General features: G+C 62.3%; 12 protein-coding genes. 5 read left to right on the top strand and 7 right to left on the bottom strand.

The window, feature by feature from the left end:
• Positions 1–3 precede the first annotated feature (3 nt).
• Both NMB39_RS23905 and NMB39_RS23900 read right to left on the bottom strand, forming a co-directional pair.
• A complete protein-coding gene (locus NMB39_RS23905; RefSeq protein WP_494339973.1) occupies positions 4–3,099 on the bottom strand; it encodes a multidrug efflux RND transporter permease subunit in 3,096 nt (1,031 codons plus the stop codon).
• The gene (locus NMB39_RS23900) at positions 3,096–4,262 is read right to left on the bottom strand and encodes an efflux RND transporter periplasmic adaptor subunit (RefSeq protein WP_057021526.1); all 1,167 of its coding nucleotides are present in this window, start codon (positions 4,260–4,262) and stop codon (positions 3,096–3,098) included. Before NMB39_RS23900 ends, NMB39_RS23905 begins: the two co-directional genes overlap by 4 nt.
• A 216-nt stretch (positions 4,263–4,478) precedes the next feature.
• On the opposite strand from NMB39_RS23900, the gene NMB39_RS23895 reads away from it, so the two are divergent.
• On the top strand, positions 4,479–4,712 hold the full coding sequence (locus NMB39_RS23895) for a hypothetical protein (RefSeq protein ID WP_057012972.1): 234 nt from the start codon (positions 4,479–4,481) through the stop codon (positions 4,710–4,712).
• Between the two features lie 164 nt (positions 4,713–4,876).
• The gene (locus NMB39_RS23890) at positions 4,877–5,659 is read left to right on the top strand and encodes a transporter substrate-binding domain-containing protein (RefSeq protein WP_057021525.1); all 783 of its coding nucleotides are present in this window, start codon (positions 4,877–4,879) and stop codon (positions 5,657–5,659) included.
• A 57-nt stretch (positions 5,660–5,716) separates the two neighbouring features.
• Here NMB39_RS23890 and NMB39_RS23885 read toward each other — a convergent pair whose 3' ends face one another.
• The 5 genes from NMB39_RS23885 to NMB39_RS23865 all read right to left on the bottom strand — a co-directional run bounded on the left by NMB39_RS23885 (position 5,717) and on the right by NMB39_RS23865 (position 10,313).
• A complete protein-coding gene (locus tag NMB39_RS23885) occupies positions 5,717–6,460 on the bottom strand; it encodes a YkgJ family cysteine cluster protein (RefSeq protein WP_306957117.1) in 744 nt (247 codons plus the stop codon).
• Positions 6,461–6,568: 108 nt separating this feature from the next.
• Positions 6,569–7,051 carry a GNAT family N-acetyltransferase gene (locus NMB39_RS23880; RefSeq protein ID WP_057021523.1) on the bottom strand — a complete coding sequence of 161 codons (483 nt, stop codon included), beginning with the start codon at positions 7,049–7,051 and terminating at the stop codon, positions 6,569–6,571.
• Positions 7,052–7,054: 3 nt separating this feature from the next.
• Positions 7,055–7,957 (bottom strand): chemotaxis protein CheV, encoded by a 903-nt coding sequence (locus NMB39_RS23875; protein ID WP_057021522.1) that lies wholly within the window; start codon positions 7,955–7,957, stop codon positions 7,055–7,057.
• A 195-nt stretch (positions 7,958–8,152) separates the two neighbouring features.
• Complete coding sequence (locus NMB39_RS23870) at positions 8,153–9,127, bottom strand: 2-hydroxyacid dehydrogenase (protein WP_494339974.1); 975 nt, start codon at positions 9,125–9,127, stop codon at positions 8,153–8,155.
• Between the two features lie 217 nt (positions 9,128–9,344).
• The gene (locus NMB39_RS23865) at positions 9,345–10,313 is read right to left on the bottom strand and encodes a LysR family transcriptional regulator (RefSeq protein WP_057021520.1); all 969 of its coding nucleotides are present in this window, start codon (positions 10,311–10,313) and stop codon (positions 9,345–9,347) included.
• Positions 10,314–10,495: 182 nt separating this feature from the next.
• Between NMB39_RS23865 and NMB39_RS23860 the strand changes: the two genes are divergently transcribed.
• Genes NMB39_RS23860 through NMB39_RS23850 form a run of 3 tightly spaced genes read left to right on the top strand, consistent with a single transcriptional unit; the run spans position 10,496 to position 14,385 of the window.
• A complete protein-coding gene (locus NMB39_RS23860) occupies positions 10,496–12,007 on the top strand; it encodes an efflux transporter outer membrane subunit (RefSeq protein ID WP_494339975.1) in 1,512 nt (503 codons plus the stop codon).
• A gap of 10 nt (positions 12,008–12,017) precedes the next feature.
• A complete protein-coding gene (locus NMB39_RS23855) occupies positions 12,018–14,195 on the top strand; it encodes an FUSC family protein (protein WP_198719653.1) in 2,178 nt (725 codons plus the stop codon).
• The gene (locus NMB39_RS23850; RefSeq protein WP_046070983.1) at positions 14,185–14,385 is read left to right on the top strand and encodes a DUF1656 domain-containing protein; all 201 of its coding nucleotides are present in this window, start codon (positions 14,185–14,187) and stop codon (positions 14,383–14,385) included. The genes NMB39_RS23855 and NMB39_RS23850 overlap by 11 nt, the downstream gene beginning before the upstream one ends.
• The last annotated feature ends 8 nt before the right edge of the window (positions 14,386–14,393 follow it).

Below are 14,393 nucleotides of genomic sequence, written 5' to 3'. Positions count from 1 at the left end.
GCCTCAGTGTGTGGTCGCCAGCGCCAGCGCTGGTTTGGGCCTGTGGAAAAACCGTTCAAGGTACAAGTATATGACCGGCGTAGTGAACAGCGTCAGTGCCTGGCTCACCAGCAAGCCACCGACTACCGCGATGCCCAACGGCTGACGCAGTTCCGCACCCGGCCCCGAGCCCAGCATCAACGGCACTGCGCCAAGCAAGGCGGCGAGGGTGGTCATGATGATTGGGCGGAACCGCGTGACGCAGGCTTCATAAATCGCATCCTGCGGCGACAACCCGCGTACGCGTTGGGCTTCCAGGGCAAAGTCGATCATCAGGATGCCGTTCTTCTTCACAATGCCGATCAGCAATACCAGGCCGATCAAGGCCATGATTGAAAAATCCTGGCCCAGCAGCCACAGCATGACCAGCGCACCGAGGCCTGCCGAGGGGAGGGTGGAAATGATCGTCAGCGGATGCACGAAACTCTCGTACAGCACACCCAGGATAATGTAGACCGCCACCAGCGCCGCAAGGATCAGCCACGGCTGGCTGGCCAGCGAACTCTGGAATGCCTGGGCCGCGCCCTGGAAGTTGCCGATCAGGGTACTCGGCATGCCGATGTCGTTCTTGGCCTGGTTGAGCATGATCACGGCATCGCCCAGGGCCACGCCGGGCGCCAGGTTGAACGACAGGTTGGCGGCGGGGAACATGCCGTCATGGCTGATGGACAGCGGCCCCACGCTGGGCGGGTCGACCCTGGCCAGCGCCGACAACGGCACCATCTCGTTGGTCAGCGGCGAGCGCAGGTAAAAGTAATTGAGGCTTTCGGCCTTGCCGCGCTGTTGGCTGTCCAGTTCGAGTATCACTTGGTATTGGTTGATCTCGGTCTGGAACTCGTTGATCTGGCGCTGGCCGAAGGCGTCGTACAGCGCCTGGTCGACATCGGTGGCGGTCAGGCCGAAGCGGGCAGCGGCCTGGCGGTCGATACTGATGTGGGTGATGCTGCCGCCCAGTTGCAGATCATTGGACAGGTCGCGAAACGCCGGGTTGGCGCGCAGTTTTTCGGTGAGGCGTTGGGTCCAGGTGTTCAGCGTCGGGCCGTCATTGCTCTTGAGCACATACTGGTACTGGGCGCGGCTGGGTCCGGAGCTCAGGTTGATGTCCTGGCCTGCGCGCAGGTACAGCACGATACCCGGCACCTTGGCCAGTTGTGGGCGCAGGCGATCGATGAACTGGCTGGCGGATACGTCACGGTCACCGCGGTCTTTCAAGGCAATCCAGAAGCGCCCGTTGGCGATGGTCTGGTTGCTGCCGGTGACGCCCACTGAGTGGGAGAAGGCTTGCACTGCCGGGTCGGCCTTGACGATCTCGGCCAGTGCCTTGTGCTTGGCGACCATGTCCGGGTACGACACATCGGCCGCCGCCTCGCTGGTGCCGAGCACAAAGCCCGTGTCCTGGACCGGGAAGAAGCCCTTGGGGATAAACACGTAGCCGACCACGGCCAGGGCCAGGGTCACCACGAAGATCGCGGCCATGCTGCGTTGATGCGCCAGCGCACGGCGCAGGTTGCGTGCATAGCCGGCCAGCAGGCGTTCGCTGAAGGTGGGCTTGGCGTGGGCGTGATGGGTGGGTGCACGCATGAACAGGGCCGCCAATGTCGGTGCCAAAGTCAGCGAAACCACCACCGAAATCAGGATGGTCGAGGTGGCTGTGAGCGCGAACTCCTTGAACAGCCGTCCGACCACGCCGCCCATGAACAGCAGCGGAATAAACGCCGCCACCAGCGAGAAGCTGATGGACACCACGGTAAAGCCAATCTCGCCGGAACCCTTGATCGCGGCTTCGCGCTTGCCCAGGCCCGCCTCCAGGTGCCGGTGAATGTTCTCCACCACCACAATCGCATCGTCGACCACAAAGCCCACGGCAATCACGATGGCCACCAGGGTCAGGTTATTCAGGCTGAACCCCATCAGGTACATCAGGGCGAAACTGGCCACCAGCGATACGCCAAGCACAGCCGACACAATCAGCGTCGCCGACAGCTGGCGCAGGAACAGCGCCATGACCGCCACCACCAGCAGGATAGCGATCAGCAGGGTCATTTCCACTTCATGCAATGAGGCGCGGATGGTTTTGGTGCGGTCGGTCAATACACTCACCTGCACCGAGGCCGGCAACATGCCTTGCAGGCGCGGCAGTTCGGCTTGAATGCGGTCGACGGTCTCGACGATGTTGGCGCCGGGCTGGCGTGAAATCACCAGGTTCACACCCGGGGTATCGCCGGACCAGGCTTGCACGTAAGCGTTTTCTGAACCATTGACGACTTTGGCGATATCACGCAGTTGCACCGGCGCGCCGTCCTTGTAGGAAACGATCAGCTGACCGTATTCCTCCGGGTGAAACAGTTGGTCGTTGGTCGACAGGGTCGACACGCTGTTCTCACCATAGATCGCGCCCTTGGCCAGGTTCAGGCTCGATTGCTGGATGGCCAGGCGGATATCGGCGAGGGTCAGGCCGATGGCCGCGAGCTTGTCAGGGGATGCCTGCACGCGAATCGCCGGACGCTGCTGACCGGTGATGTTGATCTGGCCGACGCCGTCGATCTGGCTGATCTGGCGCGCCAGCAGGGTTTCCACGTAGTCGCTCAGCTCGGTGCTGGGCATGCTATCTGAGCTGACACTGAGGATCAGCACCGGGCTGTCCGCCGGGTTGACCTTTCTCCAGGTCGGCAAACTCGGCATATCGCTGGGCAACTTGCCCGATGCGGTGTTGATTGCGGCCTGGACCTCCTGGGCGGCGGTGTCGATGCTTTTTTCCAGGGTGAATTGCAGGGTCAGCTGGCTGGACCCCAGGGCGCTGCTGGAGGTCATCTGGGTCATGCCGGGGATGGCACTGAATTGCACCTCCAGGGGCGTGGCCACCGATGAAGCCATGGTATCCGGGCTGGCGCCGGGCAGTTGCGCGGTAACCTGGATCGTCGGGAATTCCGCTTCCGGCAGTGGCGCGACAGCCAGGCGCGGGAAGGCAATGATCCCCAACAGGACCAAGGCGAAGGTCAGCAGCAAGGTAGCGACCGGGTGATCAACACACCAGGCCGAGGGTGAACGGCTGCCGTTCATGGTTGCACCTTGGCTTCAGCGGTCTGGATTATTTGCGGCGGCTCCTTGAGCACCTCCACCCGGGCACCGGCCTTGAGCCGCGACTGACCGTCGCTGACCAGCACATCCCCGGCCTGCACGCCCTTGATAATGTTGATCTCGCTGTCCTGGTAGGCGACCTGCACCGGCACCACCTCCACGGTGTCATCGCTTACCCGGTACACGAAGTGCGAGTCCAGGCCACGTTGCACCACGGTCGGCGGCACCACCAGGGCGTTCTTGTCGAGGGCGGTCTGGATCTTGATGGTCACCAGTTGCCCCGGCCACAGCTTTTGCGACGGGTTATTGAACTCGGCCTTGGCCCGCAGCGTGCCGGTGGTGGAGCTGATCTGGTTGTCGATCAGGCTCAGGTGGCCTTCGCCGAGCAGGTCGCCGGTCTGGCCGTCGGTGTCGGCGCCCAGGTAGGCATCGACACTCGCCCGGGTCGGCGCGGCGATCAGCCCCTGCAGGGTCGGCAGCATCTGCTGCGGCAGGGAGAAAGCCACAGCGATCGGATCAATCTGGGTGACTGAAAACAGTCCCTGGGTGTCGCTCATGCGCAGGAAGTTACCTTCATCCACGCTGCGAATACCCACGCGACCACTGACCGGGGAGCGAATCTGGGTGTAGGAAAGTTGTACCTGAGCCGCATCTATCGCGGCCTGGTTGCCCTGGGCCGTGGCCTTGAGCTGGTTGACCAGCGCCTGTTGCTGGTCGTAGGTCTGTTTCGACACACCGTCGTCAACGCTCAGCTCCCTGTAACGCTTGAGGTTGACCAGTGCCACTTGCAGTTGCGCCTGGCTTTGGCCCAATTGCGCCTTGGCCTGGTCGAGGCTGGCCCGGATGGAGCGGTCGTCGATGCTTGCCAGCAAGTCACCGGCTTTTACCAGTTGGCCTTCCTTGACCAGTAGTTTGGTGAGGATGCCGTCTATCTGCGGACGTATCACCACACTGTGCAACGACAACACCGAGCCGATGCCGCTGACGTACCGCGCGACATCCCGTTGCACCACGCTCACCACCCGAACAGGAACTGCACTGGGCGCTGCCAGCCGGGTCTTGGGCGGGCGGGTCAACGTCCAGGCTGCAACGGCCAGTATCAGGAGTACGCCCACCATCAGGGCCGTGTTTCGTTTTATGTGCATGGAAGGACGCCAGCGGCGCAGTTGCAAGTTTCAAGCTGCAAGCTGCAAGTTGAAGTTTGAATGAGTGCTTTATAGCGCTGTCATGCGGTCAGCACAGTGACGGCAAACTGACAGCGGTGACAGCTGGGGGCTTTGAACTTGTGGTGGAAGCTTACCGCTGGCAGCTCCAGCCCCGTATACTCGCGCTTTTACGCCTATAGCTGCGCCGGAGCCCTTATGTCTTCCCCCACCCAACCCCCTGTCGAAGCGGCCGAACTCGTCGACCTGGCCACTGCCGACGGTGTTGAAAAAGCCGAGATTCCCGCGTTCAAGTTCCCTTTCAAGCCGGGTGAACTGGCCGGAGCCAAGCATGCCGGCCAGCCCTGGTACAAAGGCGGCGCCAAGAATGGCCATGCCAAGACGCCGGGTATGGCGCCACCGGGCACTCGTCGTTCCATGGGTAAACGTTAGGATCAAAGTTTGTTGCGCTGTATCGGCTGTTGCCTACGGCGCATGTAGATATTTCTGATTGTAGGTCCGCGACCATTTCTTGAAAGCTGGCACAGCATTTTACTCCGCCCCAATGACGCTCATCGGGGGCGGTGAGCCAGTTTTTCCCGGAAAAGGACGTTCCTGTGGCCCTGATACACATTTGTGCTGTGTTTGCTCTCTTGCTGTCGACGACTGTTGCTGCCGCCAGCGATCAACCACGGCACGAAATCCGCTTCGCCGTCGCCGCGCACTTCCCGCCGTTCCAACACCGCAACTCCCAAGGGCAACTGGTGGGGTTGAATATCGAACTGGGTAACGCCCTGTGCGAGCAACTCAACGTGCGCTGTACCTGGGTCGACCAAGTGGTCATGGAAAATTTCCCGGCCCTGGAAGGCCGAAAGTTCGACGCGATCATGGGCATGGCGCCGACGTCGAATCGGCGACAACAGGTGAGCTTTACCAATGCACTCTACCCCATCACCACCCGCTTGGTGGCCCGTAAAACCGCAGGCCTGACCCCTGATCGGCGGTCGCTCAAGGGCAAGCGTGTCGGGGTCTTGATCAGAAGCAATCGTGAAGCCTTTGCCCTGTCGCAGTGGGCGCCGGCAGGCGTGATCATCAAGAGTTTCTGGCTCAATGATCAACTGATCAACAGCCTCCTCGCGGGCGATATCGATGCGACCCTGCAAGGTGCGGTAGAGATACGTGAGGCCCTGCTGGACACGGCTCAGGGCCTGGATTTCGATTTTCTCGGCCCGGTTGTTTCGTCTGACCTGTTGGGCGACAGCGTGGCGATCGCAGTGCGCAAGCTCGATACCTCGTTGCGCAATGAACTCAACCATGCGCTTGAAGAGCTGATGCAAAACGGTGAATACCAGCGCATCGTCGAGCCCTATCGTCTCGATGTGCTGCCATCCAGTCCGTGATGGCTGGGGGCGAGGCCCCATTGACATGAGGCGCACTCGCCAAATCCCCATCAGCGGTCAGGCCGCCCTCAGTGAGATAAACGCATAGTTGGCCGGCACCTCGGTGGCAATCTGCGCACCAGCGTCCAGCAGTTGTTCGGCGATATCCATCCCGGACACATGGAACACCCATTCAGTGGCCATGGCTGATTGGTCAGTTGTCTGCTCAATGGCCAGGGCAAATGCCTGCATATCCGGCAGATACGCGGTAAAGCCGTCGCCCTTGAGCGCGGTTGTATGAATGCCGAGCAACGCGCACACCGCCGCCTTGGCCTGCACATCATCACGGTCGGCCTGGCGGGAACGACGGATCAGCTCAGCCAGTTCCAGGTCCATCAGTTCGCCACCGACGATCAGCGCCGGTCCCTGTTCCCAGGACTGCGGCGGGCAATCCTTGGCACCCGGGTTCAGCGGGATATGCGGATTGATCTCCATCGGATAAATCCGGCACACCAGGGGGCGTCGCTCGTAGATGCGGCAGCGGTTGTCTTCGTCAAGATTCCGGCAGGGCCCAGCGTTGTAGGCGGCAAAGGTGATTGCCACGAAAGCCTCGGTATTGCCGCTGGGCACGATCACGGAACGGCGCTCGGCGTGTTCGCGTTGTTGCAGGGGCAAGCCCAGGCCGTTACGCAGGAAGCCTTCGACCAGAACGATGACATTACCGCCGTCCGCCGCCCATTGCCGGGCCTCTTCAAGGGTCAGGGGCACGTGATGGTCGTTGCAGCATTTGCCACAACCTACGCAGGAAAAATGAGTGTTCATGGCGGATCTGTCACCAGGCAAGTTCAGAGGGGACGCTTGAGGAGTGACGGGTTTTTACCTCTATTCACCGCTCGGGCTCTCTGGAAGCAAGTTATGCGCCAGTGGTCATCAGTCCTTGGTCACTATGTCCCGTAGGACAAATTTCATACCCGCACTTTCATACAGCTGCCGGGCACGCAGGTTGCTCTCCAGCACCTTAAGGTCGACATAAGGTTCGCCGCGCTGCTTGAACATTTGGAAGGCTTGCAGCAACAAGGCACGGCCCAGGCCCTGGCCTTGGGCGCAAGGGTGCACGCAGAGGTTCTTGATAAAGGCGCTGGTCCAGCATTGGGCCACCCCGAGGATGCCGTCGGCGTTGCTGGCTACCAGGCACAGCGTTGGGTCGAACTCGGCATTGATGACGAATTGCCGGCGCCATTCATCCAGCCTGGCGACACGGCCGCCGCCCTGGTCCTGGGTCATGCGCAGCACGGCATGGATCGCCGGGGCCAGCTCATCCCGGTAATGATCTAGCCGCGTATCTGCTGGCCACTGCGGGGCGGGCAGGCTGCCTGTGAGGTCGCGACGCAACAGCTGGAAATAATCGGTCAACGCCTACAGGCCCTTTTGCGCCACAGCTTTGGCGGCCACGACCAGGCATTTGGTCAGTTCCGGCGATGAGAACTTGGTCAGCACCGCATCGGCACCGGCCAGGCGGGCTTTTTCGCTGTTCATCGCGCTGTCCAGGGAGGTGTGCAACAGCACGTAGAGCTCCTGGAAGTCCGGGGTTTCGCGCAGGGTACGGGTCAGGGCGTAGCCGTCCATCTCGGACATTTCGATGTCCGACACCACCACGTTGATCTGCTCGCCGGTGCCTTGCAGCTCCAGCAACACATCGATGGCCTCCTTGGCGCTGCGGGCTGTGTGGCAGGTCAGGCCGAGGTTGCGCAAGGTGTGTACCGATTGCTGCAGGGCTACCTGGCTGTCGTCCACCACCAGGATGCGCGCATTGCCCAGTACTTCGGCTTCTTCCATGGTCAGGTCGGTCGGCGCCGCTTCAATCGGTGCCGGGGCGATGCCGTGGATGACTTTCTCGATATCCAGCACCTGCACCAGGCCACCTTCCACCTGGGTCACCCCGGTGATAAACGCGCGATTGCCGCCAGAACCGTAGGGGGGCGGGCGGATATCGGTGGTCAGGCAATGCACGATCTTGCTCACTGCCTGCACATGCAGGCCCTGCTTGGAACGGCTGACATCGGTGACGATCAGGCAGCCGCCGTCCGGGTCTTGCAGGGGCATTTCACCCAAGGCGCGGCTCAAGTCGATCACCGACAGCGAAGCGCCGCGCAAGGTGGCGATACCTTTGACGTGGGGATGCGACTCCGGCAGCTTGGTCAGCGGCGGGCAGGGGATGATTTCACTGACTTTCAACAGGTTGATGGCCATCAGCTTGCCGCTGCGCAAGGTAAAGAGCAGAAGCGAGAGTGAGTCTGCGCGGGCTTTGGTGGTGGACATAAAAACCTTCTGTGGATCAGGGATGACGATCATCTATGGAAGGTTATCGACTCGGCTGGCCTGGGCTTTAACCGGATTTTGTGTCGGGCACTGCTAATGTGGGGGCTTGCTCCCGATAGCGGCGTGTCAGTCAGCAGATGTACAACTGATCCACCGCCCTCGGGAGCAAGCCCCCCTCCCACATTGGGTTATGTATCAGCCTTTCCAGGCCTGGGGATTCACCAGATCCTGCGGGCGCTGGCCCAGCAGCGCGCTGCGCAGGTTGGTCACGGCGCGGTTGGCCATGGCTTCGCGGGTTTCATCGGTGGCCGAGCCGATGTGCGGCAGGGTCACGGCATTGCTCAGTTGGAACAGTGGCGATTCGGCCAGCGGTTCCTTTTCATACACATCCAGCCCGGCCCCGCGAATACGTTGGGTTTGCAGGGCGTCGACCAGGGCCGGTTCATCCACTACCGGCCCACGGGAAATATTGACCAGGATCGCGCTGGGCTTCATCAGGCTCAATTCGCGGGTGCTGATCAAGTGGCGGGTCTTGTCGCTCAATGGCACCACCAGGCAGACAAAATCTGCCTCGGCCAGCAACTGGTCCAGGCTCCGGAACTGCGCGCCCAGCTCGTGTTCCAGCGCGGTCTTGCGGCTGTTGCCGCTGTACAGGATCGGCATGTTGAAACCCAGGCGCCCACGTCGGGCCACGGCCGCGCCGATATTGCCCATGCCGACGATGCCCAGGGTCTTGCCGTGCACATCACAGCCAAACAGCGGCGCGCCCACGCTGGCTTTCCAATGGCCGGCCTTGGTCCAGGCGTCCAGCTCGGCCACCCGGCGTGCGCTGCTCATCAGCAGGGCGAAGGCCAGGTCCGCGGTGCTTTCGGTGAGTACATCGGGGGTGTTGGTGAGCATGATCCCGCGCTCGTTGAAGTACGGCACGTCGTAGTTGTCGTAGCCCACCGACACACTGGACACCACTTGCAGCTTGCCTGCGCCTTCTAGTTGCTCGCGGCCGAGCTTGCGGCCCACACCGATCAGACCGTGGGCATTGGGCAGGGCTTCGTTGAACTGCGCGTTGATATCCCCCTGCTTGGGGTTGGGCACGATCACCTCGAAATCCTGTTGCAGGCGTTCGATCATGGGCGCGGTGATGCGGCTGAAGGCCAGGACAGTCTTTTTCATTGCAGGCGGGCTCATCGACTACGGAAGAATGCCAAGCACGCTAACATTCCCGCCGTTGATTGTCAGGACACCGTAGCTCTAAAGGGGGGGGCAGGCTCTGAATGTGGGAGGGGGCTTGCTCCCGATAGCTATGGTTCAGTCAAAACATTTAGTGACTGACACCCTGCTATCGGGAGCAAGCCCCCTCCCACAGTTGTTCTGCGTTGTCAGGCAGAAATCAGGTTGCCATCCGCACACTACCCAAACCACCGCTCAACTCATACGCCACCAACTCCGCCTGATGCGCTGCCAGAATCTCCGGCAACGAACCGCGCAGGTATTCCACCCAGGTCTTGATCTTTGCATCCAGGTATTGGCGCGAGGGGTAGATGGCGTACAGGTTCAATTCCTGGGAGCGGTAGGTCGGCATCACCCGCACCAGTGTGCCGTTGCGCAACCCTTCGATGGCGGCGTACACCGGCAGCAGGCCGACGCCCATGCCGCTGGTGATCGCGGTTTTCATCGCGTCGGCCGAATTGACCAGGAACGGCGAGCTGTTGATCGCCACGCTTTCCTGGCCTTCGGGGCCGTTGAAGGTCCATTTGTCCAGCTGGATCACCGGGCTGACCAGGCGCAGGCACGCATGGTTGAGCAAGTCCTGGGGCCGTTGGGCGCAGCCCTTGGCCTTGACGTATTCCGGTGAGGCGCAGGCGATGCTGTAGGTGATACCCAGGCGCTGGGACACGAACCCCGAATCCGGCAGTTCGCTGGCCAGCACGATGGATACGTCGTAGCCCTCGTCGAGCAGGTCCGGCACGCGGTTGGCCAGGGTCAGGTCGAAGGTGACGTCGGGATGGGTGCGGCGGTAGCGGGCAATCGCGTCGATGACGAAGTGCTGGCCGATGCCGGTCATGGTGTGCACTTTGAGCTGCCCGGCGGGGCGGGCGTGGGCATCGCTGGCTTCGGCCTCGGCTTCCTCCACATAGGCGAGGATCTGCTCGCAGCGCAGCAAATAGCGCTTGCCGGCTTCAGTCAGCGCGATGCGCCGGGTGGTGCGGTTGAGCAAGCGGGTTTGCAGGTGGGCCTCAAGGTTGGAGACCGCGCGCGAGACATTGGCCGTAGTGGTGTCCAGTTGCACGGCGGCAGCAGTGAAGCTGCCGGCTTCGGCCACGCAACTGAAAGCGCGCATGTTTTGCAAAGTGTCCATGGGGTGTTCTCAAGGGAGATAGCAAATTGTGACAGAAAGTAACGCCGTCCAGTGATCCCTACCAACGGATTATCGCCTGAACGGTAACAAAGATTCACAGGAATGCCAGCTTATCGTCCTCCTTGCCGCCGCCTAGAATTGCGCCACCTCTTGCGCAACACCCTCTCAGGAATTCGCTTGCCGTGCCGCGTCACATCAGCAGAGAGCTGAAGACTCTCAGTGTTTGGGCCTTATCGTTAGCCATCAGCGGCTGCATCGGAACCGGAGGAATCGCCCCCCAAGGCCACGCCCTCAACGCCAATACTTTGGCCACCGACGAAGCCATTCAAGCTGCCGCCCAAGACGCCCATTGGCCCACCGCTCAATGGTGGCAAGCCTACGGCGATCCGCAGCTCAACCGCTGGGTCGAACTCGCCACCCAGAACAGTCCCAGCCTGGCCATGGCCGCCGCACGCGTGCGACAAGCGCGGGCGCTGGCCGGAGTAGCGGAGTCGGCCGAGTCGTTGCAAGTCAACAGCGACACTACCCTCAAGCGCCACAACTGGCCGAAAGATCAGTTCTACGGTCCCGGCGAACTGAGCGGTGCCAACACCTGGGACAACAATTCGTCCCTGGGTCTGAGCTACGCACTCGACCTGTGGGGGCGGGAAAGCAACAACACCGAGCGCGCCGTCGACCTCGCCCATATGAGCGCCGCCGAAGCGCGCCAGGCCCAGCTCGAACTGCAGAACAACGTGGTGCGCGCCTATATCCAGCTGTCGTTGCACTACGCCAACCGCGATATCGTCGCTGCCACCCTGACCCAGCAACAGCAGATCCTCGACCTGGCCCACAAACGCCTGGACGCCGGGATCGGCACGCACTTCGACGTCAGCCAGGCCGAAGGCCCGCTGCCGGAGACCCATCGCCAACTGGATGCCCTTGACGAAGAAATCGCCTTGAGCCGTAACCAACTGGCGGCGCTGGCGGGCAAAGGCCCGGGCGAGGGTGCGCAGTTGCAACGCCCGTGCCTGGCCCTCGCCGCACCGTTGAAACTGCCTTCGAGCCTGCCGGCGCAGTTGCTCGGTCAACGCCCGGACGTGGTCGCCAGCCGCTGGCAGGTGGCGGCCCAGGCCCGTGGCATTGACGTGGCCCACGCCGGTTTCTACCCCAACGTCGACTTGGTCGGCAGCCTCGGCTACATGGCCACCGGCGGCGGCATGCTGGAATTCCTGGCGGGGAAGAAATTCAACTACAACGTCGGCCCGGCGATCACCTTGCCAATTTTTGATGGCGGCCGCCTGCGCGCCCAACTGGGCGAAGCCAGTGCCGGTTATGACATCGCCGTCGCCCAGTACAACCAGACCCTGGTCAACGCGCTCAAGGGCGTCAGCGACCAGTTGATCCGCCGCGAGTCCATGGACAAGCAGTCGGCCTTCGCCGCGCAGTCGGTGGCCTCGGCGCAGAAAACCTACGACATCGCCATGATCGCCTACCAACGCGGCCTGACCGATTACCTCAATGTGCTCAACGCCCAGACCCTGCTCTTCCGTCAGCAACAGGTCGAGCAACAGGTGCAGGCGGCGCGCCTGAGTGCCCATGCGGAATTGGTGACCGCCCTGGGCGGCGGCCTCGGTGCCGGCAACGATGTGCCCCAGGATGCCAAGACCCTTCCGAGCAAGACCCCGGCGGCGCTCGCCGTGTTTGATCACTGAGTAGGATTTGATGACTCCCTTGCCTGCACCGCTGCGCTGGTTGCATTCCCTTGAGTGGCGCCGTGGCTTTTTCGACTGGGCACGCAGCGACGGCGTGACCTGGGTGTATATCTTCAAGGTGCTGGTCGCTGCGTTTCTCACGCTGTGGCTGGCCATGCGCCTGGAACTGCCGCAACCGCGCACGGCGATGATCACCGTATTTATCGTAATGCAGCCCCAGAGCGGCCAGGTGTTCGCCAAAAGTTTCTACCGCTTCCTGGGCACCTTGGCGGGGTCGGCGGTGATGGTGCTGCTGATCGCCTTGTTTGCGCAGAACACCGAACTGTTCCTCGGCGCGCTGGCGATCTGGGTGGGCATTTGTACCGCGGGCGCCACGCGTAACCGCAACTTCCGCGCCTATGGCTTTGTGCTCGCCGGCTACACCGCAGCGATGGTCGGGCTGCCGGCCCTGGCCCACCCGGACGGCGCCTTTATGGCGGCCGTATGGCGGGTGCTGGAAATCTCCCTGGGGATTCTTTGCTCCACGCTGGTCAGCGCGGCGATCCTGCCGCAGACCTCCAGCGCGGCCATGCGCAACGCGTTGTACCAGCGCTTCGGCGTGTTCGCGCTGTTCGTCACCGACGGCCTGCGCGGGCGCAGCCAGCGGGAGGGCTTCGAGGCCAGCAACGTGCGCTTTATCGCCGAAGCGGTGGGCCTGGAAGGCTTGCGCAGCGTCACCGTGTTCGAAGACCCGCACATGCGTCGGCGCAATGGGCGACTCAGTCGCCTCAACAGCGAATTCATGAGCATCACCACGCGCTTCAACGCCCTGCACCAGTTGCTTGAACGCTTGCGTGCCGATGAGGCCGATCATGTGGTCGCAGCGATCAAACCCGGCCTGCAAGATCTCGCCGAAGTGCTCGACAGCTTCTCCGGTCGCGCCCTCACCAGCCCGGATGCCGCACGCCTGGTCAATCAACTGAGCGCCTACAAGGACGGCCTTCCTGCCAAGGTGCGCAGCCTGCGGGCGAGCTTCCAGGACGATAACCCTACCGAAGCCGAGCAACTGGATTTCCATACTGCCTACGAGTTGTTGTACCGCTTCGTCGACGACCTGCACAACTACGCGCAAACCCACGCGTCCCTGGCCGACCACCACCATGCGCGGGAAGACTGGCACGAATCCTACACACCGAAAACCAACTGGCTGGCCTGCACCGCCGCCGGGGTACGGGCCTCATTTATCCTTGTCGTGCTGGGCAGTTACTGGGTCGCCACCGCCTGGCCCAGCGGCGCGACCATGACCTTGATCGCAGCGGCCACGGTGGGCCTCTCCGCCGCCACACCCAACCCCAAGCGCATGGCGTTCCAGATGGCCTGCGGCACCTTGATCGGCGCCTTGGTCGGCTTTGTCGAAATGTTCTTCGTGTTCCCCAGGATCGACGGTTTCCCGTTGCTGTGCGTGATGCTCGCACCGGTGATCATCTTCGGGGCCTTTCTCTCTTCCCGCCCCCGGTACGCCGGTGTCGGTGTGGGGCTGTTGATTTTCTTCAGCACCGGCTCGGTGCCGGACAACCTCACGGTCTACAACCCCTACACCTTTATCAACGACTACATTGCCATGGTCATCGGCATGCTGGTGTGCGCGGCAGCGGGGGCGATCATCCTGCCGCCCAACAGCCGCTGGTTGTGGCGCCGCCTGGAGCAGGACCTGCGTGAGCAGGTGGTGTATGCGATCAGCGCCAAGCTCAAGGGCCTGGCCTCGAGCTTTGAAAGCCGCACCCGTGACCTGCTGCACCAGGCCTACGGCCTCGCGGTCGGCCAGCCGCAGGTGCAGCGCGACTTGCTGCGCTGGATGTTCGTGGTATTGGAAGTCGGCCACGCGATCATCGAGTTGCGCAAGGAGCAAGCGATTCTGCCGGTGCACCCGGCGTATGCCGAGTCCCAGCCATGGCGCCAGGCAATTCGTGTAATGGGCCGCTCGTTGGTGCGCTTGTTCCTGCAACCCAGCGCCAGCAACCTGGAGCGCGGCTTGATCGCCGTCGACCATGCGATCAGCCGCGTACAGGCCACCGACGAACCCTTCGCCCCGCACTTCGACACCTCGGCCCTGCGCCGGGTAAAGAGCTACCTGCACTTTATCCGCACTTCGCTGCTCGACCCGCAATCGCCACTGGCGGCCCTAAAAGGAGCCTCGAATGCCCCGTGAAATCGCATTTCATGGCATCTATATGCCGACCATGACCCTGATGTTCCTGATCGCCGCGGTGTTGGCCTGGGCGATTGATCGCTTCCTGGCCGGGTTCGACCTGTATCGGTTTTTCTGGCACCCGGCGTTGCTGCGCCTGAGCCTGTTCGCTTGCTTGTTCGGCGCCCTGGCGCTGAGCGTCTACCGTTGAGAATGCCC

Source organism: Pseudomonas sp. FBCC-B545 (assembly GCF_059134095.1).
The sequence above is the reverse complement of the archived record's forward strand: the minus strand, read 5'-3'. Positions and strand labels throughout refer to the sequence as shown.

Coding starts and splice junctions, on each gene's coding strand:
- NMB39_RS23870 (WP_494339974.1), bottom strand. CDS start 9,127: ATGAAAAAGACTGTCCTGGCCTTCAGCCGCATCACCGCGCCCATGATC.
- NMB39_RS23900 (WP_057021526.1), bottom strand. CDS start 4,262: ATGCACATAAAACGAAACACGGCCCTGATGGTGGGCGTACTCCTGATA.
- NMB39_RS23850 (WP_046070983.1), top strand. CDS start 14,185: ATGCCCCGTGAAATCGCATTTCATGGCATCTATATGCCGACCATGACC.
- NMB39_RS23875 (WP_057021522.1), bottom strand. CDS start 7,957: ATGTCCACCACCAAAGCCCGCGCAGACTCACTCTCGCTTCTGCTCTTT.
- NMB39_RS23865 (WP_057021520.1), bottom strand. CDS start 10,313: ATGGACACTTTGCAAAACATGCGCGCTTTCAGTTGCGTGGCCGAAGCC.
- NMB39_RS23885 (WP_306957117.1), bottom strand. CDS start 6,460: ATGAACACTCATTTTTCCTGCGTAGGTTGTGGCAAATGCTGCAACGAC.
- NMB39_RS23855 (WP_198719653.1), top strand. CDS start 12,018: ATGACTCCCTTGCCTGCACCGCTGCGCTGGTTGCATTCCCTTGAGTGG.
- NMB39_RS23895 (WP_057012972.1), top strand. CDS start 4,479: ATGTCTTCCCCCACCCAACCCCCTGTCGAAGCGGCCGAACTCGTCGAC.
- NMB39_RS23905 (WP_494339973.1), bottom strand. CDS start 3,099: ATGAACGGCAGCCGTTCACCCTCGGCCTGGTGTGTTGATCACCCGGTC.